Below are 21,096 nucleotides of genomic sequence, written 5' to 3' on the forward strand. Positions count from 1 at the left end.
TCTCCATTACTTATGATGGATCCGCAACTTTACCAACAGCCGCGGGCACTTATGCTGTAGTTGCTAGTTTAAACAATGCCAATTATACCGCAACGGATGCAACGGGCAGTTTAGTGATTGGTAAAGGAACGGCTATTCTTTCTCTTAGCAACCTGACCGCTACTTACGATGGTACAGCAAAATCGGCAACAGCAACCACTAATCCTGTTGGCCTAACTGGTGTCTCCATTACTTATGATGGATCCGCAACTTTACCAACAGCCGCGGGCACTTATGCTGTAGTTGCTAGTTTAAACAATGCCAATTATACCGCAACGGATGCAACGGGCAGTTTAGTGATTGGTAAAGGAACGGCTATTCTTTCTCTTAGCAACCTGACCGCTACTTACGATGGTACAGCAAAATCGGCAACAGCAACCACCAATCCTGTTGGCTTATCAGGAGTTTCAATTACTTATGATGGATCGGCAACTTTGCCAACTGTTGCGGGTACTTATGCTGTAGTGGCTAGTTTGACAAATGCAAATTATACAGCCATTAATGCAGCAGGTAGCTTGGTGATTGGTAAAGCAACGGCTACGATTACATTGAATAATCTATCTCAAACTTACGACGGCACTGCAAAATCTGCAACCGCAGTGACTAATCCTTCAGGCTTGTCTGGGGTTACATTTACCTACAATGGAAGTGCTACATTACCAATCCTAGCTGGAACCTATACAGTTGTAGCTAGCTTAACAAATTCTAATTATGTGCTTACCACTACAACAGGTAGTCTGGTAATTGGAAAAGCGGTTGCCACACTTGCACTGAGCAATCTCTCCCAAAATTATGATGGAACAGCCAAAACAATCACTGTAACGACTAATCCTGCAAATCTAACGGGAGTAACTGTAACTTATAATGGTGGTAATGTTCCTCCAACTTCAGCGGGAGCACATACTGTGGAAGCCAGTTTAGTAAACGCGAATTACATTGCAACTAACGTATCAGGGACTTTAATTATAGGTAATATTAATCAAACAATCAGCTTTGCTGCACTTGCAGATAAGTTGTCGACAGATCCTGTATTTACCCTAAATGCAACAGCGAGTTCAGGTTTGATTGTTACTTACAGTAGCAGTGATCCAACTATTGCCAGGATCATCAATGGAAATGAAGTACAGCTACTAAAGGCAGGAACAGTTAGCATTACCGCTAGTCAGGCTGGAAATGTAAATTATGCTGCGGCGATACCCATTACACAGGTATTAAAAATAATGGACAATCCTGCACCTATAATTACGATTGTGAGCAGCAAAGGAAATAGCATTAACAAGGGGGAGACAACCATTCTTACTGCATCTGGGGCTGTGAGTTATCAATGGTCGGACGTTAATGGCCCTATAATAGGGCAAAATACTGCAATACTTAGTGTACGTCCTTCAGTTACGGCTACTTATACGGTGACAGGGACTAATCAATATGGGCGTAGCAGTAGGCAGACCATTAAAATAGAAGTTGTTGAAAGTTTGATGGCTGTAAATTCCACTAATTTAATTACGCCAAATGGTGACGGTATCAACGATTACTGGCTTGTGAATAACATTGATATGTTTCCAGGCCATAAGATCAAAATATTTGATAGGGCAGGTAGAGTACTATTGTGGCTAAGGGATTATAAAAATGATTGGGATGGCACTGTAAATGGTACAGCGCTGGAAGAGGGGACTTATTATTACTACATTGATTTTGGTAATGGAAAAGAATTTAAAAAAGGGTATATCACCATTATTAGAAATCAATGAGGTAGTTGAAATAAGAACCAATCTATAGATTGGTTCTTATTTCAACTTTATTGTCAAGTGGTTTTAGGCTTTTTAAATAAGTATAAATTGCGCCCAGATCATTTTTCGTCATTCCTGCATACATGGTCCAGGGCATTGGCGTATTTAAATCGGTCTTGGTTATAGTTGGTAGCTTAGTGGTACTATCTGCATAGGTCTTAAATTTCTGAACGAACATTTCTTTAGTCCAGTTGCCCAATCCATTGGTCTTATGCATGGTAATGTTACTCGATCTAATTGTACCTGCTGGCTGTTTAAATTCCATTCCACCACCAAATTCAGTGCCGGCAATAATGGCTCCTTTATCCATTTTACTATGGCAATCCACACAGCCGGCTGCATTAACTAAATAAGCTCCATATTTAACGGTATCTTGTATATCAGGAATTTTCTGGAAATCCGCTGGTTTAGGGCTCATTTTATTGATTAGGCTTACCGGGAAATCTAATTCGGTAGTTGGCACTTCATTTTGTATTGCTTTTAAGCTGCGGATATAGGCAATGATGCTATAAATATCTTCTTTATCCATTCTTCCAAATCTTTGGTAGCCCATCAACGGAAATAATGCTTTTCCATTTTTATTAACACCCGTAGTAATGGCTTTTAAAATTTCTCCATCAGTCCAATTTCCTAAAGCATGTGGGGTGATGTTCGCTGCGTGGATTTTCCCCGGAAATCCCATGTTTTGATCAAAAACCTCACCCCCTTTACCCAAAGATCCGCTTACAGGGGGACCCGAAAATAAAGCCCAGTTGCGAGTGCCGTGGCAATCCATACAAGCTGCCACGTGATTTGCCAGGTAGCGCCCTCGTTCTAAGCGTACTGGACTCGGCTCTATTTTTACCACCGTTGTTGCTCCGGTGTCTGGTAAGGCGATGTTAATGTACAGACCCCCAGCAAATGCAAGCAGGATCACAAAAGCGACCACTATCCCGAGTATTTTTAAAATTTTCATTCTATATGTAGTTTTTCTTTTGGTTAAAAATCCATAGTATTATTCACTGATTAAAATAACGTAGACATAAATATTCATTTCGTCGACGAAATACGGAAAACAATTTTGTTCGTCATAGGTTCTTTTTTTTTCAAAAAAACTGCAAGGTATATAGTTATGTCGGGTTTTTTGGATTGTATTTGTTTATTCTAAGGTATGTTTGGTTTCTTAAATATATAAAATGTTAATTTTGTAACGAATTTTATGTAAAATATTCTGATTTGGCTCTTCTTAGCCTTTGATTTTGGCATACTTATTGGCAAAGGGATGGAACTAAGGCAAACAAATAAGCATTATCTAATGAGAAAAAATCAACGTTCTTTTCTGGTCATATTTGGTGTTATTATCGTGTTTATTACGCTCCTGTTTCGCAATTCTATTGCACAGCAATCAGAACAAAAGACATTAACTACTACCTTGAGGGAATTGGATACAAATAATCTTCAGCTCTCTAAATTGGATACCATTACTTTAAGCTTGCAGGTTGCCGAGAATGATTTTAGGATGTATACGGCATTATGGAAGCCCGAGTATTTTGTGAAGTATACAGGTGAGATCAAATCAATTTCTGCCATTTTGGCTGGCCTATCTCTAGAAGACAATAGAAATATTTCGGGTAGCATTGTGGGGGACTTAACCAATAAGCGGAAGCAAATGTTGCTTTATGGAGAAATTAAGAAACTGGCCGATTCCATTACAAATATTAACCTACAGCTTAATGTAGATAAGATCAGCAAAAGCTTGTTGTCGGCAAAAAAGTTTCCAAAAGCGACTGTGAAGAAGGTGGTTGAGATAGAAGAAATAAAAACTGAACCGACTGCGAAAAAGAAAAAGTTTTTTCAGCGCATTAAAAGTGCGATCTTAAACAAACCTGATCCGGCAGACACTTCTAAAATAAGAAAAACCGAAACCACTTATGAGCCTGTTGAAAATGGGGTGGAAGCTTACAACAAAAAACAACTGGAGCGAATTACGAATTATTATAAAGGCTTATTGGAAGATCAAAAAAAGAACCACGTTAAGCTAACAGAAAAGGAACAAGCTATTTTAACTTTAAATGAACGGATATTTGAGAATATTAAGCTGCTATTTAAGGAATATAAAGTCAATATCAATTTAAATGAGATTGCAAGAAAAAATGCGCTAAAAAATAAGGCAAAGCACTCTTTGAATAGCATCGATTGGTCGGGTAAACTAAACTTTATAATCAGCTTCTTGTCCTATTTGGGAATTATATTCTTGCTGTACAAGCTTTATAGTGCTTACAATAGGACCATGAAAGCGAATAAGTTGGCTGCTGAGCAGGTGGTCAGTAAATCCAGACTTTTCACCAGTATCAGTCACGAGATGCGAACCCCTTTAAATGCGATTATTGGTGTCTCTGAGCAACTCAAATCAACGCCTTTAAACGATGATCAAAAGGTGATGTCTAGACTGTTGGATACTTCTTCTTCGATGCTACTTTCTGCTGTTAATGAAGTACTTGATTTTTCGCGCTTGGAAACCAAAAAATTATCCCTTGCAAAAACACCTTTCAAATATCAACGCATTTTAAAAGAAGTAGCAGATACAACAAGAGTGTTGGCTGATCAGAAAAAGTTAAAACTCGAACTGCTTCAGGACGGTGCTCCCGACCTATTGCTAGATGGGGATCCTTATCGTTTAAAACAGATTATCATGAATTTAACGGCAAACGCCATTAAATTTACAGATAAAGGAAAGGTGAGTATTAAGGTAGATGTAAAGCGAACTGATGAAAAGAATGTATTGCTGATTGTTAAGGTTATAGATACCGGTATTGGTATATCGGCGGCAAATATTCCGGTTATATTTAATGAGTTTTCGCAGGTGATAGATTCTAAACGTAATGATTGGCAAGTAGGCTCAGGGCTTGGGCTAACCATTAGTAAAAAGCTGGTGGATTTACATAAGGGCAAAATAAGTGTTGAAAGTACGCCAGGTAAGGGAACAACCTTTACGGTTGAGTTGCCTTATCGCATTGTCCTTGATGGAGAAGAAAATCTTGAACAACAACAGCAAATGATTATCAAAAGTGATCGTTTTAAAAATATTCACATTTTAGTGGTTGATGATTCTGATATGAACCTGCTGGTGATTAAAATGATTTTTAAAAAGCATGGAATTAGCTTTGATACTGCAACAAGTGCGGCTGAGGCGCTTCAGTTGATTAAGCAAAATAAATACGATATGGTGTTAACCGACATTCAAATGCCAGAAGTGGATGGAATAGAGTTTGCCAAAATAATCAGAGCCAACAAGGATCATAAGAAATCGGGCATTCCAATCATTGCTTTAACAGGTGAAATTAGTGCTGAGGTGCATGATACTTATTTTTCTGCAGGAGTAAATGATTACATCATCAAACCATTTACAGAGATAGAATTGATCGAAAAAATCCTTGATTATATCGATTAGATACTATTTTTTATCCATTGTTTACCTTCAGTAAATCTGGTGACCAGCATCGAGGCTGCGGTATCTCCGGTAGCATTTAATAAAGTTGCCATCGGATCTACCAATGTTCCGATAATCATTGCGGGCGGTAAGGCTTCGATTGGGAGTCCATAGGCAGAAATAAACAACAACTCGCCAACGTAGCCGCCATTAGGTATTCCGCCTTCTACAACACTCACCAATACGGTCATACCCAATGCGAGCACAATGGCATCGGCAGTATCAAAGCCTTTTCCAAAGAGGGCAAAGACAACGGCCATTTTAACAATTGAAGAGATACTCGAACCATCTTTGTGTAGGGTTGCACCAAGTGGGATGGTTACATTGGCAATGTAATCTGGAATTCCCATTTTCTTTGCGGCATCTAGATTGGCTGGAATAGTAGCAATGCTGCTGCAGGTGCCAACGGCAGTCGCGGAGGGAATAATGTTGTTTTTCCAATAACGCTTTATGCCATTTATGCCTCCTGCTACAAATGCATATAGGCTAAATATAGCTACGAAATAAAATGCACCAAAGCTATAATAGAGGCCTAGTGACTTGGCATAAGTGCCAAATAATTGTGGACCAAATACGCCAACTTGGTAGGCGAAGTATGCACCAAGTCCAACCGGACCTACTTTCATGATCAAAGTGAATACGTTTTTAAAGACTTCATTTCCTGAATGAAGAAATGAAGCAAATCCGCTACCTTCTTTTCCTGATCTTTGGGTAGCAAAGCCGATAATAACGGCGAAGATAATCATGGCCAGCATACTCTTACGGGAGAGTAGTTCAAAAAACTCTGAAGTCGTGAAGAGCCCGGCAAGTTGATCTGCAAATGGCTTTTCATTAACCTGTTCAGTAAGTGTAGCGGTACCTAAGGATTCATGTACTGGGAATATTTTAACTGCAACTATGGTTAATATAGCAGAAATCAAGACGGTAGCAAGGAATACGATGCCAGTGATTCCCATCATTTTGCTTAATTTTTCGGAAGGCTTAATATTTGCAATAGCTGATGATATGGCGAAAAAAACCAGCGGTATTACCGCCGTAAATAAGAGATTTAAAAAGATGTCACCTATTGGTTTTAAAACCTCAACCTTTTTACCAAATACCAATCCAGCAATGCTGCCAACAATAATTCCAGTCAACAGCCAGATAATTCCACTATAATTTTTTAAGTAACCTTTCATTACAATTAGTATTGGTTACCTAAATATATTAAATATTAATGATTGATAAATTTATTTAAAAAGCCGAAATCCGTCTTCTTTTTTTTTACGTATGTGCCTAAAAGAGCAACACAATGGCTAGTTTTGTGTCGTGTGGCTCTTTTGTGTTTTAGCCGAAATATAAACTCAAACGCATATGACGACAGATTTAGACGTATTTGAAGACATTGTATCCAGCATCATGGATGGTACTTACGAGGATGAAATATCAGATCCATTTTTTCTTGACAAGTGCAGAGATTTACAGGAGGACGCAGAAATATTTGCAGCGTTGAACCCGGATAAATCTGGATATTATCTGATTCAGCGAAAGTTAATTGTCTATCGGATCATTTCAAAAATAACCATAGAAAAAGTTGGGTTTGACAATAAGCAAAAAGAGAGGCTGGAGTTTATAGAAAAAGGCTTGTTGAGTTTGTATTGGCTTTATATGGAACTCCTGGTGGAAATTAAGCATTGAGATTTAAAGCTCATGCTTTGTCCAAACCTTATAGATTTCAACCGCTCCATAAGCATCACAAGCTTCTCCTTCAACTTTTCTTTTCCCTTGGCAGGATGACTGTACATAAGCTCCGGCTTTAAAATAAGCCCCTGTAAAAGCCTTCGGATAAGTAAACATTAGTTTGTTGTTGTAATAGCATTCGGTTTGGTCGTTGACGACTTTAAACATCACTGTAAAACGGGTGCCCAATTGGTAATTTTCATCCAATATGGGACCTATATCATTATCCATTTTTATAAAAAGTTTATTCTTTTCCAGCCTAAAAACAATGACATCATCATCGGCGTCATGGATTTGGCCTACAACAATATGTGGTTTTTTAACAGGTAAGTGAATGATACTTTGATCAATAAAAAGGGTATGCGTACCTGTTGATGATGACCATGAAGCATTCTTTTTTCCATTATCAATCATTTCTCTAAGCTCAGAGCGGGGATAGCCTGACCCTTTAGTTGTTGTTCCACCTGTTATTGCGCGGAATACAACTGCATTACCTGCTTTGTTGGCAAAAAACCAATTCTCGTTACTATAAGTCTGCAATTCAGGTTGTCTGTATTCATCTGATCCACCTGGAGTTTTAATACCTTCAGGTACATTTAATTTCCAGTTGGTTAGATCCAATATTTGTGAAGGAAGTTTTGTGCTTTGCTGAGCCGAAATAGCTGAGCTAAGCACTATCATTAGCCCTGTTGAAAGGGCTAATGATAGTAAGGTTTTTGTTAAATTTTTCATCTGATACTATTGTTTTATAACGCCTATTGGCAACTTGTCGTTTGCGGCAGGAGCGTCATCTATCCATTGAAAATTAAGTTTTTCGGGATCAGTGTATTTTGGTTTAATATGGTAAATATGACTTCCCGTAGCCTTGTTGTAAAATGACTCAATCTTTCCAGATTCGTAAAAGTTACAATCATCCACAACTATGTTATCCCAACGGTATTCCTGGAATTGAACTGATCTTCCACCTTGTCCGCTATAAGAAAAATTACTGTTGGTGATCACAGCCTGTTGTGCTCCGATTAGTCTTACTACAGTTCCCTGTTCGCGGTTTTCTACTTCATTAAAAGTGCAATGGTCAATATTGACAAAAGGCCCTAAAGTACTTTCGTCATTTCCACCGCGATAGATGTTGATGGCACTGCCCAATAAATTTGTAAAAGTACAATTCCTGATCACCGTGTATTCTGAATTGTACATTCCCTTATCGTCTTTCTCTGAGGAAAGGTCTATTCCATTCCCAGACATGTGATGGAAAATAGAATTGATCACAACCAGACTGTCAGCCAGTGTGCTTTTTGAAGCTTTAAAACCACTGTTTGTACTTTCGTTATAATCATAAAACTCACAATCATCTATGGTCAACAGATAAGGTCTGTTCATAGGTTTGTCAGTAGAACGTATACCGGCGTCAGCTGCAGAAAAACTCTCGTAGGTACCTTTAAAAGCAAGGCCCTTAACGATTAAGTCGCCGCCGTTTTCAATACTGATAAAAGCGGGTAGTGATTTAAAGGACGCATTCACAAATACGGGTCTGCTATTTAAATTTTTGGCCGCCATGATGATTAGCGGTTTGTCAACAACAAGCTCTGCAGTCATTTTGTACGGGCCTGTATCTGTTAAAATGATGGTGTCACCAGCTAATGCCTCTTTAATAAGGTTAGCTATAGTTGCACTTTGTGCTGATTTCGCTTTAAAGCTTTTTGCTGGTCTCGCAGGAGATTCTACCATTGGTTTATACCATGAAGCTCCTGTCGCCTCTTTTTTAATTAAGGGAAGCTTTTTTACATCAGCTCCATATTGAGGATCATAGGGTAGGGCATATCCTTTTACCTGGATTTCTTTTACCTTTACTTTTTTAAACCCCGTAGGCACCGCACCTTTAAAAGCATCATCCAATCCGTTATCAGCAAATAGAATACCCTTATCGTTATTGGCATCGGTATACACTTCATTTTTTTTGGTAAGGATAAGGTTGTTTTTGAAAGAAACATTTTCTGGGCCAAGGGTACGTTCGGCATCCTTACCTGCCCCAAATAAAATCTCGGAACTATTGATAAAAGTGTTTTTTTCTATAACCGCATCCTTTACCTGGTAATACCTGTTGATGAGTGAATTGGGCACGCCATTCACTAAAGCGAGTGGGGCTCTGAAATTGCTGCCCTGCAGTTGATAAAAAACATTGTTAAATACACGCTGACGAGGATTAATTACCCTTACACCCCCGGTAAAGGGCTTGTTGTTGCCTATGAAAAAGTTACCTTCAACTATGTTGCCTGATCCATGTCTTAAAACAAGGCTACCCTCGCATTCGTAAAAGGTGTTGTAGCTGACATTATTTTCCCCTGATTTGATAGATACAATCTCTACTTCTCCGTTACAGCGTTCGAAATAATTGTGAATAATCTGTGTACGTGAGGCCGTTAATGAATATCTGGAAACTCCGATGCGAATGGTTTCACCACCATTAGATCCGAAACGCTGACGGCCTTTGAAATAGTTGCTGTCTATGCTGTGATTATTTTGTTGGCTTCGTTCATCATCTAATTCTGCAATGATCAGTGGCCCTGAATTTAGCTTGTTTACAAATGTAGAATGATCAATGCGGTTGTTTTTTCCGTATAATGTAATCCAGGTATCGGCTTTAAAGCGTTCCGGCTGACTATAGTTTTCAATTACAATGTTACTAACCCGACAATTATTGGCTAGCACATCGTTATTGATGCGAAAGGAAATGACTTCTCTTTTAGGGCTATAACCATTTTTAAAATGAAAGTCCTTGATGATCAGGTATTCGCCGCCAATCTGGATGTAGGATTGACCGCTAAAGGTAACACCACCGGGTGTTTGTGGCATAATGGTAATGGGCGATTTAGCAGTGCCCTTTCCTTGTAACTGTATTGCGGCATTGTTCCAGGTACCATCCTTCAACAGAAGGATGGTACCTGGTTTGGCTTTGCTTATACTAGCTTTCAATGCTGCTGGATTTTCTACAATGACGGTTTCGGCCATCGAAAAAAAGCTACTGAGTAATAAGGATACAAATAATATGGTCTTTAGCATATGGTCATAAATTATTTCTGGATATAGATATCGAATTTCATGGTCGAGTTACCAGCACTTGAATTCAGTTCTTTTATGACCATAATGGCATTTTTATAGGCAGTGGTAGTACGGTTTGTAATCCGCAGATAAATGATTTTTGCTGTGGTCAGATTAAACAAAGATGCCGAAGGTGCTGCTGATGCTTCATATCTAGGTCCACTGCTTGATGGAGCCGATAATGTTCTGGAAGTGAAGAATGCATCACTTAAATCGTCTATTTCATTTGCGGCTACCAGATTATAAACGTCAGTTTGTCCGGTACTTGCTCCATTGATCAAGACCCTGAATTTGGTATCTTTTAATGCAGCTGGATCCGCAATCGTCCATCCCGTTCCATTACATTTCATATTTGCGGGGAAGGTTCCTGTTGTACCGCTAAATGGGTTATATAAGGTTGGACCTGCGCTAGGAGCAAAAAATACAAACTGAATATTTGCTTCATTTGCTATCAGATTGCAGTTGCCTGCCGTAGTTCCATTTTCAAGGAAAACAGTGTTGGTCCCCAATGTTTGTGCAGTCATGAATACGTCTCTGTAAACCACACTGCCATAATTAACATTTAAAGGAATGATCAGCTCAGTTTGAAGATCTTCTGCGTCAACTGCAATGAGTTTAAGGTTTGACGCTCGTTTTTTATATAAGTAAGTAGTACTTACATTATATGTCTTAACTCCATTCAGGTTGCTTAAAGTGGAAACCAGTTCATAGACTCCATTTCGGTCGTCGTAAATATCTATTTTCTTGAGACCAGTTACAGAAGTAACATTGCCGGTTAGCGGTGTAGTTCCTGTAGTAATTGGTGTAATATTAGCTGGAAAACCAATGAATTTTGGTTTAAAAACAGCAGCATCCACAGGCATATTGATAATTAATTCATTGGTCTGGTTGTAGATGTCTGTAACCCGTATTTTAATGTGTTGGGCTGCTTTACGGTAGGTATATGCATAGTTCAAAGCATATTGTTTAGCACCGTTTATCGTGTTAATGCTGTGTGCCAGTACATAGGTGTTCTCGGTTTGGAAATCATCGAATATATCAACCTGTTTGATCCCATAGTCCGAGGTCAGGTTACCTGCTATTGCAGTTGCTCCATTAAGATCTACATTAATTTGAGTAGGGAAACTGTTAAACTGAGGTAGGTCAGGATCGAAGAATTTAATAGGAATAAATCCTTCAAGAGTACTGTTGTTACCTTGTTTTACCATTATTTTCACACCTTTTACCTGGCTCATATTGTTTGCCGGAAAGGAAGCAAGCGGTATGGTAAGTGTATAATTTTCCGGGTTATTTTTTATATCAGTAGTGATATAAATCAGAGAATCTGTAGCATTATTTCTTATGAGGTACGAATAAATTAATTTGATGCCACTGGTGGCAACAATTTCAGTTTTCACCTCATTTCCCAGATCAAAACTTTTTGTGGCCTTGTTAAAAGTATAAGTTTCGGCTTTAATTGAACCTTCTCCGGTATCTGAAAGTTTTTCTTTTTTGCAGGAGGCTATTGTGGCTACAAAAGCCAGCATAAACAACCCTGTTTTTAAAAATTTTGTCATCTCTTTAAAATTTATAATGAGCAATTAGTAACCTGGGTTTTGAATAATTTTTATCTGATCATTTGCATCGAGCTCACGCTGTGGAATAGGTAACAACAATTTTTCAGTTGTTAAATGGCTTTGCAGGTCTGCTAATGTAAATGCAGGTCTGTAAGCTTTATAATGCGCGTCAAATTCTAAAGCAAAATGGTTTTTGATAACAGTAATAGCTTGTCCTGTTCTTACCAAATCAAAGAAGCGTTGGTTTTCGAATGCAAATTCCAATCTTCTTTCGTTTAATAATGCAGTTAAAAACTGGGCTGGCGTAGCAATGGCGTTAGCGCTTCCATCCGTTGGATATTTATAGAAACCAGCGTTAAAATCGCCAGTAACATAGTCTGCTGCACCTGCTCTTGTCCTTACCTGGTTAATTAGGTTTACGCTTTCAGTTCCAAAACCTAAAGCTTCTGCTTTCATCAACAATACGTCAGAGAAACGGAGTATCGGGAAATCATTTTCTCCATCAAATTTAACGAGTACTGGTGATATGAATTTTTTAACATATAGCTTGGAGTTATATTTTGCCATGGTTACGGCTTTTCTTCCATCAGCAGCACCTGTTGCCGGTGTTTTATAGGTTAGGTCCAAATCGTTGGTAGGATAGTTGTATCCGCTTCCATCACCATTTATTACAGCGCTTCCGCTTGATGTCGGTGCAAAGTTATTGCCCATTAAATTACCCAAACCAAAACCGCCAGCCTTAAATCTTACGGTAAAGAGAATTTCTTTGTTCATTTCGTTGTTGATAGAGAAGACATCCGAAAAGGAAGGTAACATGCCATGACCGCTATTGTTGATTACATCATTAAGTAGGGGCAGGGCGTTTGACGCACGGTTAGTAGTTAAGTAAACTTTGGCCAATAAAGCTTTTGCCGCCCAGGAAGTCGCATGTCCTGCCTCGGTATTGGTTGCAGCCGAATATGGTGCTGGAGACAATAAGTCTTTGGCCGCCAAGAGGTCGGCAGTGATGAGTTGATAACATTCCGAGATCGGTGTTCTGTTGATTTTTTTGGACTGTTCAGGATCAACGGGTTCTGTAACTAAAAATACATCGCCATATAACCTTACCAGGTTAAAATAATGATAGGCGCGTAAAAACAAAGCTTCACCAGCCAGTTGATTCTTTTGCTGCTGGGTCATTTTTGCAGTTCCTTCGCCAACAGCCGTTTGTCCACCAGCATAGCTAACACCCAGACTTTTCAACACATAGTTGATCGACCTGAGGTTTTTGTAGGTTGTCAGCCAATATTGATAAACCTTATCATGTGCCGAGTTTAAGGTAAACATGTCCAGGTCGTTAAATTCAAAGTTAATGGTTGCCGAACTATTGGCTACTCCCTGTTTGGAATTATCAGTTCGCAGATCCGTAAGCATCCATTCAAATTCCAAAGGTTTTTGCAGACCGCTATAGCTACCTGTAAGTGCAACTTTGGTTTCTTCATAATTTCTATAAGAGGCATCAACCCCAATATTGGAAATGGGATCGATATCGATGATCTTGTTGCAAGCAGTAGTGCTTATCGCAAGCAATAATCCTGCAGTTAGGTACTTAAAGCTTTTCATCTTATCTATTTTTAAGTGAGTCATGATTTAAAAATTAACATCTATACCAAATGTGTAAGTACGGGCAATAGGAAAGGCGCCACGCTGATATCCATCAATAAGAGGTGAGGAGTATTGAGATGAGGTAGCTCTGGCCTCCGGGTTAATCCCACGGTACGAACTGCCCATTAAATAAACCACGTTATCAGCAGAGGTGTAAACCCTTATACCTTTTACACCAACCTTTTTAGTGAATTTAGAAGGAAGTGTATAACCAAGGATGACGTTTCTAAGTGCAGCATAAGAGCCATCTTCAATTACATAATCAGTTAACATCCAGTTCTCTCCATTGGTATAGTATGGTGTTTTACCATCACCAGGATTGGCAGCACTGATCCACCTGTTTTTATTGAAATTCTCATTGTACCTTCTGGATTCATTGTAATTCGCATCACCATTGATCACTTGTACTCCTTGAACGCCTTGTATCAAAATATTCAGGTCAAAACCTTTGTATTTAAAGGAGTTGTTGATTCCCCAGGTAAAGTCCGGAAATGGAGTGCCTATTGGCGTACGGTCGTCAACATCGATTTTATTATCACCATTCACGTCAACAAACTTTAATCCGCCAGGTGCGAAATATTTGGCAAGTGTAGAAGTCTGTCCGTTGGCTTTTGCCTCATCAATTTGTGCCTGTGAAGTCCAAACCCCATCGGTTTTATAACCGAAGAACTGTATAGCTGGCTGACCGACTATTGCGGCATAGATTTCAGAACGTTCACCATAGTTATATTGAAAAGGTTCTCCGCCCAGCTCCAGTAACTTATTTCTGTTGGCCGAGAAGTTTAAATTTGTAGTCCACTGAAACTTCCCGTTTTTGATGTTGTTAGAGGTCAATTCTATTTCTACCCCTTGGTTTTTTATCTTACCCGAGTTGTTGATATATTCAAATGATCCACTAAAAGATTGGGTAGATCTTTTGTATAGTAACTTGTCTGTTTTTGAGTTGTAATACTCTAAAGTTAAACCGAATCGGTCAGCCATAAAGCCTAGATCCAATCCTGCATTGAACTCATAAGTCCGTTCCCAGGTGATGTTGGGATTAGCTAGCACATCCGAGTTCGGTGATAGTCCAAGGTTCACATCGCCATTTCCGTTTCCAAAAGAGTAATTGCCTGGGTAGAGTAGGTTTTGGAAAGAAAAACTTGGGATTTTGTTATTACCCGTAGCCCCATAACTGGCCCTCAATTTCATATTGCTTACCCAGGTCACATCTTTCATGAAGTCTTCTTTTGCAATTCCCCAACCTGCAGATACAGCAGGGAATGAGCCATATTTTTTGCCTTTATAAAAATAAGAGCTTCCATCTGTACGGTAACTCACCGCCAAGAGGTATTTATTCTTGTAATCGTAAGTGAAACGACCAAGGTAAGAGATTAGACCTACGCGATCTTTCAGCGTTTTGGTTAATGCCTGATCTATTTGCGCAGCCTGATTAAGGGTCTCAAATTCATCGGTAGGGAAGTTTCTGCCAACGATATTAGATTCTTTGATCATGGTTTGCTGTGTGGTAAAACCCAGCAAGCCTGTAAAATTGTGATTGCCTCTGGTTAAGTTGTAATTTAAGGTATTTTCAAATAGGAGGTCTAGATAATTTTTTGTGTAGACAACGGCTGCATTTACGTCACCGTCTTTTCTTGCATTTGATTTGGTGAAAGTATTGTTCTCTTGCTGCGTATAATAGCCGCCCACAGAACTTTTAAAGATTAAATTGGGAAGAAACTTAATGCTGACATCTCCACCGCCCAGTATTCTATAAGTTTGTTGATTGTTGGTTTCTCTGGCTGCAATAGAAAGTGGGGTGTTGTTACTGGTTGCAAAAGGATCTACCGGGCCTCCGCTACTCCACAAGGTTCCATCTGGCATGGTACCTGTGTACTGCAAGCCATTAAAATGACGCGCCTGAACAAAATCTCCGGGAAGAATATCTGCCCATTGCGAATTTTGATGCACATAGGCTGCGGTAAAGTCATTATGGTATACCGGAAGGAAAGATCCGAATCTGAAATAGTCGGTAAAATTTACTGCCGGTCTTTGTGTTTTAATATAAGAAGGGTTAAAGTTAAAGCTGAAACTAACTTTTTTGCTTAATGTCCCATCTATCTTTGCCTTTACATTTAAGCGTTCGTTGTCACTATATTTTAAGATGGCCTGGTCTTTCTGGCCACTCGCAGAGATATAGTATTTTAAATCTTTACTACCTCCCGAAATGCCCAATTGGATATTAGCAATCGATGCATCCTGCATGGCTTCTTGTTGCCAATCGGTAGGCACACCACTGATTTGGTCTTCGATGATGTAGGCCGCACGTTCCGGTCCCGTAATTAGGTTTTTGCCGTTGGCAGGTACGGTTGGATCATTTTGCCTTAAGGCAGCTTCGGCAAATAGCATTTTAGTGTAATCGGTAACACTCATAATAGGGTTAAGCGCATAAGCTTTTTTAAAGCCGTAATACGATTTAACTGAATACCTTGGTTTATTGGAAACGCCACTTTTTGTGGTGATCAGGATCACCCCGTTTGCGGCTCTCGAACCATATATCGCTGCTGATGCAGCATCTTTTAGTACCTCTATTGATTCTACATCCTGAGGATTTACAAAGGATAAACCATCGGGTACCGGATAGCCATCTACTACCACTAAAGGTTGAGAGCTAGCGCTAATAGAGCTAAACCCGCGAACTCTTACAATTGGATCTGCGCCCACTTCAGAACTTACATTTTGAATCGTAACACCTGCTATTTTTCCGATTAAGGCATTGTCTAATCTTGATGTAGGAATCTCATCGAGGTTTTCATTTTTCAGTTTACTTACAGCGCCGGTTACAGAAGATTTTTTCTGGGTACCATAACCGATCACCACTACTTCGTTCATGTTGTTTTTTACCTCTTGTAAGGTAATGGTTACCTTAGCTGCTCCTTTTACTGAATAGGCTTGTGATTCGTAGCCTAAATAGTTTATCAGTAGTAGTTTGCCAGATTCGGCAGTTATGGTAAATTCACCTTGGTTATTGGTCACCGTTCCTTGCTTTGAATCTTTGATGGTAACAGATGCGCCCGGCAAAGTTTCTCCGGCAGCAGATTTCACCACACCCTGTATTTTTACCTTGGTTTGTGAAAACCCAGGTGTCAAAAACAGAAAACAGGAAAATACAATGAGGAACATGCCTCGTAAGTAAACTTTCGAATTCATATCTTTTTGGTTTTATATTTGGTTTTAGAAGACGATTGCATTTTAATTGTAAAATGGGTTTTGTGTCAGGTTTTGTTTACTCAAATCAATTTCTGTTTGAGGAATCGGATAGATGAGCCTGAATGCAGGAACCGTTATACCAGGATTGCCTGTAGCGGCCAGATAGGCATTAAGGATCGCAATGGTTGTATTTTGGTCCATTCTTACGAGGTCGTACCATCTTTCATTTTCAAAGCCGAATTCAAGCTTTCGTTCTTTGAAAATGGCGGTTCTGGCCAGTTCTTTTGTATTTAATCCGGTATTGTTGTACACACTGGCAACAGCTCTCAGTCTTACTTCATTTAAAGGGCTTAGCACATCACTGTTAGGTGTCGGAGCCAGTTCGTTTGAAGCCTCTGCATACATTAACAAAACATCAGCGAACCGTAGTACAGGGAAATCATTACCTGCATCTCTTTGCGGAGCTGTGGCGTCTAGAAATTTGGTGCATAATCCATTTGCCGCATTGAATGTTGTGGCTTTTCTGATGTCGGAAGTCTCAAAAAGGGCCTGGTAGGCTGCCGATGCTTTTACATTTCTGGCATCACCATTATTGGTGTACTCATAAGAGAATGAATTTCCTTCTCCATTTGCGCTCGCTTTATAACGGACGGCGAAGAGTATTTCTTTGCTCATTTCAGATGCTGTACTAAATATTGCCGCATAACTAGGATTGAGCTGATAGGTTGTACCCTTAAAGTTTGTGCCAATGAGAGGTGTAAGCTGCGTGATTACATTAGGGTAATCTTTTAAAGTAAGGTATACTTTAGCCAGTAAGGCTTGTGAAGCTCCTTTTGTTACTCTCGCGACCTGTGCTGTTGGCCATGAAGGTGGACAGAATTCAACCGAAGTTAAAAGGTCGGTTTTTAGTTGGTTGTAAACTTCTGTTTTGCTGATGCGTTTGAATTTCTCAAAATCATCAAATTTTATCGACGCAGTTAGTAAAGGTACGTCGCCATATAATCTAACCAGGTTGAAATACATTAGGGAACGGATAAATTTTACTTCACCTTCAAAATATTTTTTCTTCACAGGATCGGTTACATTGTCCAGATATTTTAATACCAGGTTGCAACGGGCTATGGTGTTAAAGGCACGCTGCCAGTAATCTGCGAGGAAAAAGTTTGAAGGAGCATCTCTGAAAAACTTTATAGCACCCCAATCGCCTTCAAGCGAAACTCCCGATGTATTATCTGCTCTGATCTCCGTAAGTTTGAACTCTATGTCATATACTTTTTGCAGGCCGTCATAACAGGCAATTACCCCAGTTTCCACTTCTTCAGTGTTTCGGTAATAGCTTTGTTCTATTAAATTTGAAATAGGTTTTTCATCTAAAAACTTTTTACAGCTGGCAAAGCTCAATACAATTACAATTGCTGTTAATATTTTCTGTTTCATTGCAGTAAGTTTAAAAGTTAGCATTGATACCAAAAGTGATGTTTCTCGTAACCGGGGCTGATCCTCTTTGATAGCCATTTTTTAATGGATCGTCAGTGTATTCGTTTACACCTTCCGGGTTATAACTGGAGTAACCTTTAGCGAATTTGTACCACAGATTTGCCGCGGATGCATATATACGCAGGTTGCTGGCTTTAATGGCACTTAACCATTTCGCGTTTAAGGTATAGCCTACATTGAGACTACGCAGGGCGATAAATGAAGCATCTTCAATGGAATATCTGCTTTCTGTTTTGTATTTGGTCTTAGCCTGGATATTTGCAGGAAGGCTAAGGTATGCCGAGGTGCCGGTAGCGGAAAACTGTGTTTCATAGTAGTTGGGGTCGGCATTGAATACACTTGCTCCCTCTGAACCTTGTAATACAAAGCTTAAATCAAAATCCTTGTATTTGAGGTTACTGGTTAGTCCCCAGGTAAACTTAGGGGTCGGCTGGCCTAGTACTACACGATCCTGCTCATTTACGACGCCATCGTTGTTGATGTCTCTGGCAATCACCCTATCTGAATGCACATTTGTTGGCCAAAAATTTCCGCCCACTTCGATGTCACTATCGTATTCATAACCGTAAAACTGGACAAGCGGCTGTCCGACTTTCGCCAGGAAGTAGTTTAATCTTTTCGGATCACCAATGCCAATGATAAAGTCGCTGTTGCCCAGTGCTTTTACCGTATTTTTATTGGTTGCACCGTTAGCACTTAAGCTCCATTTGAGGTTTTCTTTGTCAATGATTTTAGCACCAAGTTCAATTTCAAATCCCTGGTTCTGTACTTCACCTACATTTGTCCATACGCCATTGTTTCCGGTTATGGTATTAATGGGCAGGAAGAAGAGGAGATCTTTGGTAGTAGATCTATAGGCATCCACTGTAAGTGTGAGCCTGTTTTTAAGAAATGCCATGTCTACACCGGTATTGAAACTGAAACTACGTTCCCAACCGAGATCAGGATTGTCATAGAAGCTGGAGTTAAAGCCTAAGCTCGTTGCATCGCCTAATACGGCTCCTACAGTGTTTACATTGGCATATGCTCTGTAGTTGCCAATGTTGTTGTTACCGGTAGCACCATAACTTGCTCTTATTTTCAAGTCGTTGACGAATGCGTTTTCAGGATAAAAGCTTTCATTGTTTACACGCCAGCCTACTGATGCGGAAGGGAAATAGCCCCAGCGGTTATCTACGCCGAATCTGGAGCTGCCATCCCATCGGGAGCCAATAGATACCAGGTATTTATTGTCGTATGCGTAATTGGCTCTAAAAAGTACCGATGCCAATGCGCTTCTTTCTTCTGTTGAACTCAATGAGCTCAATGTTCCGGCGTTGAGTGTCGGGATGTTATCTGTAGCAAAGTTTGTGGCTGCTGAATTACTACTGGTCAATTGTGTAGACTGTGCGGTGAAACCGGCGATTACACTCAGGTCATGTTTATTAAAGCTCTTGTTATAGCTTAAAATATTTTCGTTTAATAAGTCGATGGTCTGACTATTAGCCAATGTACCTCTGGTAGAGGCCTGTGCTACTGCCGCACCCTGTAAAAAAGGATCTCGTGTGGCCCATGATTTCTGAAAGAATTCATTTCGTGTGTTGCTGATAAAAGCTCCGCCTGATACTTTTAAAGATAATGCTTCTGAAAAGTTGTATTGTACATTTGCATTGGCCAGCGTTTTAACCGTAAATGTTTTATTGTCAATTCCGTATAAATTAGCGTAACCATTGTTATTTGCGGTAGCCGATAGGTTAATGCCTTTATACCTGGTATTAGCGGCTGGATCAAATGCCCTTTGGTGAACCATATTGCCTACAGGTAGACCTGTAGCCTGCGAGATGCTTTCGGTGGCATATAATGGTAACCAGGTAGCAAAACTTCTTAGCAAGTCATGTATTTTATAATTGGGTACCTGTTGTGCGGTATAGGATGGTGTAAGGCTGATACCAATTTTCCATTTCTTATTTGGTGTAATGTCAATATTGGCCTGGCCGCCATATCTTTTATAGTTATTTGTTGCGATTACTCCCTTATCAAAAAGCGCTTCACCTGAAACGTAATATTTTACAGTATTGCTTCCCCCGCTAACGTTCACTTGTGCGTTTTGGAAGGATCCCTGTCTGAAAACAATATCTTGTGGATCAAGTGGTACATCATATTGTTGAGCGGCGATGATTTCGGGACTTAAGTTTCCATTGTTGACAGATTTCACATGATCTGCCCATTGCGAAAGGGTAGGGAAGTCGAGCCTTCTATATACATCTTTAAATCCGGCTGAGGTATTTAGGCCTACTACTGTTTTTCCAGTTTTACCTGATTTGGAAGTAATGAGAATTACACCATTCGCTCCTCTTGAACCATATATGGCGGCAGATGCGGCGTCTTTTAACACTTCAATACTCTCCACGTTGTTCATGTCTACAGCCGAAAGATCTGTAGGTACAGGGTAACCGTCTATCACGATAAGTGGGTTGGTACCTGCGGTAATTGAAGCTGCACCCCTGATTTTTATAACAGGTGCTGCACCGGCTGTCGCATCAGTAGTTTGAATCTGCACACCTGCGAGTTTACCTGCAAGTGCCTGGTCTGCTCTTGAAACAGGGATCTGGTTCAGATTGTCATTGGTTAGTTTTGCCACTGATCCGGTAACAGAAGACTTCTTTTGCGTACCGTATCCAATTACCACGACCGTATTCATCGTGTTGTCCTGCGCGATTAAATTTATGGTTATTGTTTCGCTTTTTGTAACAGGGTAAGTTTTTGGCTGGAAGCCCAGGTAATTGATCATCAGGTTTTTTCCGGCATCCATGGTTAAGGAGAACTCTCCTTTTTCATTGGTTACAGTGCCTTGTTTGGTATCCTGAACTGTTACCGATGCACCTGGTAATATTCCACCCTGTTCGTCTTTTACAATACCCTGTATAGTTACTTTAGTTTGAGAGAAGGCCGGTTTCAAAAACAGAAAACAGGAAAATACAATGAGGAGTATACCTCGTAAGTAAACTTTCGAATTCATATCTTATTGGTTTTATATTTGGTTATAGATAATTCCTGCTTTGTAAAATCCCCATTTTACGTTGACAGGGACAGCTTCCCTCAATTACTGCCAGGTAAT

General features: G+C 39.8%; 12 protein-coding genes and 1 pseudogene. 4 read left to right on the plus strand and 9 right to left on the minus strand.

Going from position 1 to position 21,096, the window contains the following annotated elements; genetic code table 11:
* Window positions 1-5 precede the first annotated feature (5 nt).
* Window positions 6-68 (plus strand): annotated as a pseudogene (locus tag BLS35_RS28365) (MBG domain-containing protein); the annotation flags it as partial.
* A gap of 45 nt (window positions 69-113) precedes the next feature.
* Window positions 114-1,787, plus strand: coding sequence for an MBG domain-containing protein (locus BLS35_RS07715; protein WP_090779474.1), 1,674 nt, complete (start codon window positions 114-116; stop codon window positions 1,785-1,787).
* A 22-nt stretch (window positions 1,788-1,809) separates the two neighbouring features.
* Here the strand turns inward: BLS35_RS07715 and BLS35_RS07720 are convergent, their stop codons facing one another.
* Complete coding sequence (locus BLS35_RS07720) at window positions 1,810-2,781, minus strand: c-type cytochrome (RefSeq protein WP_090779476.1); 972 nt, start codon at window positions 2,779-2,781, stop codon at window positions 1,810-1,812.
* Window positions 2,782-3,120: 339 nt separating this feature from the next.
* On the opposite strand from BLS35_RS07720, the gene BLS35_RS07725 reads away from it, so the two are divergent.
* The gene (locus tag BLS35_RS07725; protein ID WP_165973203.1) at window positions 3,121-5,256 is read left to right on the plus strand and encodes an ATP-binding protein; all 2,136 of its coding nucleotides are present in this window, start codon (window positions 3,121-3,123) and stop codon (window positions 5,254-5,256) included.
* Here BLS35_RS07725 and BLS35_RS07730 read toward each other — a convergent pair.
* A complete protein-coding gene (locus BLS35_RS07730) occupies window positions 5,253-6,473 on the minus strand; it encodes a dicarboxylate/amino acid:cation symporter (protein WP_090779482.1) in 1,221 nt (406 codons plus the stop codon). The two genes, BLS35_RS07725 and BLS35_RS07730, sit on opposite strands and share 4 nt — an antisense overlap.
* Window positions 6,474-6,648: 175 nt before the next feature.
* Here BLS35_RS07730 and BLS35_RS07735 point away from each other — a divergent pair, with 175 nt between their 5' ends.
* Window positions 6,649-6,972, plus strand: a complete 324-nt coding sequence (locus BLS35_RS07735) for a hypothetical protein (protein WP_090779484.1) — start codon at window positions 6,649-6,651, stop codon at window positions 6,970-6,972.
* 3 nt (window positions 6,973-6,975) lie between these two features.
* Here BLS35_RS07735 and BLS35_RS07740 read toward each other — a convergent pair whose 3' ends face one another.
* From BLS35_RS07740 to BLS35_RS07770, 7 genes are read right to left on the minus strand one after another with little or no spacing between them, the layout of a single operon-like run.
* Window positions 6,976-7,746 carry a polysaccharide lyase family 7 protein gene (locus BLS35_RS07740; RefSeq protein ID WP_090779486.1) on the minus strand — a complete coding sequence of 257 codons (771 nt, stop codon included), beginning with the start codon at window positions 7,744-7,746 and terminating at the stop codon, window positions 6,976-6,978.
* A gap of 6 nt (window positions 7,747-7,752) precedes the next feature.
* Window positions 7,753-10,074, minus strand: a complete 2,322-nt coding sequence (locus BLS35_RS07745; RefSeq protein ID WP_090779488.1) for a chondroitinase-B domain-containing protein — start codon at window positions 10,072-10,074, stop codon at window positions 7,753-7,755.
* An 11-nt stretch (window positions 10,075-10,085) separates the two neighbouring features.
* Window positions 10,086-11,669, minus strand: coding sequence for a hypothetical protein (locus BLS35_RS07750; RefSeq protein ID WP_090779490.1), 1,584 nt, complete (start codon window positions 11,667-11,669; stop codon window positions 10,086-10,088).
* A 24-nt stretch (window positions 11,670-11,693) separates the two neighbouring features.
* The gene (locus tag BLS35_RS07755; RefSeq protein ID WP_254778735.1) at window positions 11,694-13,295 is read right to left on the minus strand and encodes a RagB/SusD family nutrient uptake outer membrane protein; all 1,602 of its coding nucleotides are present in this window, start codon (window positions 13,293-13,295) and stop codon (window positions 11,694-11,696) included.
* A gap of 3 nt (window positions 13,296-13,298) precedes the next feature.
* A complete protein-coding gene (locus BLS35_RS07760; protein ID WP_090779492.1) occupies window positions 13,299-16,502 on the minus strand; it encodes a SusC/RagA family TonB-linked outer membrane protein in 3,204 nt (1,067 codons plus the stop codon).
* A 42-nt stretch (window positions 16,503-16,544) separates the two neighbouring features.
* A complete protein-coding gene (locus tag BLS35_RS07765) occupies window positions 16,545-17,939 on the minus strand; it encodes a RagB/SusD family nutrient uptake outer membrane protein (RefSeq protein WP_165973202.1) in 1,395 nt (464 codons plus the stop codon).
* Window positions 17,940-17,949: 10 nt separating this feature from the next.
* On the minus strand, window positions 17,950-20,997 hold the full coding sequence (locus BLS35_RS07770) for a SusC/RagA family TonB-linked outer membrane protein (RefSeq protein WP_090779495.1): 3,048 nt from the start codon (window positions 20,995-20,997) through the stop codon (window positions 17,950-17,952).
* Window positions 20,998-21,096: the final 99 nt, after the last annotated feature.

It is taken from the genome of Pedobacter sp. ok626, from assembly GCF_900100435.1.
GTDB lineage: Bacteria > Bacteroidota > Bacteroidia > Sphingobacteriales > Sphingobacteriaceae > Pedobacter.

Bases quoted from the DNA above. Each gene is read 5' to 3' on its own strand.
- BLS35_RS07725 (WP_165973203.1), top strand. From the start codon at position 3,121: ATGAGAAAAAATCAACGTTCTTTTCTGGTCATATTTGGTGTTATTATC.
- BLS35_RS07720 (WP_090779476.1), bottom strand. From the start codon at position 2,781: ATGAAAATTTTAAAAATACTCGGGATAGTGGTCGCTTTTGTGATCCTG.
- BLS35_RS07770 (WP_090779495.1), bottom strand. From the start codon at position 20,997: ATGAATTCGAAAGTTTACTTACGAGGTATACTCCTCATTGTATTTTCC.
- BLS35_RS07750 (WP_090779490.1), bottom strand. From the start codon at position 11,669: ATGACAAAATTTTTAAAAACAGGGTTGTTTATGCTGGCTTTTGTAGCC.
- BLS35_RS07735 (WP_090779484.1), top strand. From the start codon at position 6,649: ATGACGACAGATTTAGACGTATTTGAAGACATTGTATCCAGCATCATG.
- BLS35_RS07755 (WP_254778735.1), bottom strand. From the start codon at position 13,295: ATGACTCACTTAAAAATAGATAAGATGAAAAGCTTTAAGTACCTAACT.
- BLS35_RS07760 (WP_090779492.1), bottom strand. From the start codon at position 16,502: ATGAATTCGAAAGTTTACTTACGAGGCATGTTCCTCATTGTATTTTCC.
- BLS35_RS07730 (WP_090779482.1), bottom strand. From the start codon at position 6,473: ATGAAAGGTTACTTAAAAAATTATAGTGGAATTATCTGGCTGTTGACT.
- BLS35_RS07745 (WP_090779488.1), bottom strand. From the start codon at position 10,074: ATGCTAAAGACCATATTATTTGTATCCTTATTACTCAGTAGCTTTTTT.
- BLS35_RS07740 (WP_090779486.1), bottom strand. From the start codon at position 7,746: ATGAAAAATTTAACAAAAACCTTACTATCATTAGCCCTTTCAACAGGG.
- BLS35_RS07765 (WP_165973202.1), bottom strand. From the start codon at position 17,939: ATGAAACAGAAAATATTAACAGCAATTGTAATTGTATTGAGCTTTGCC.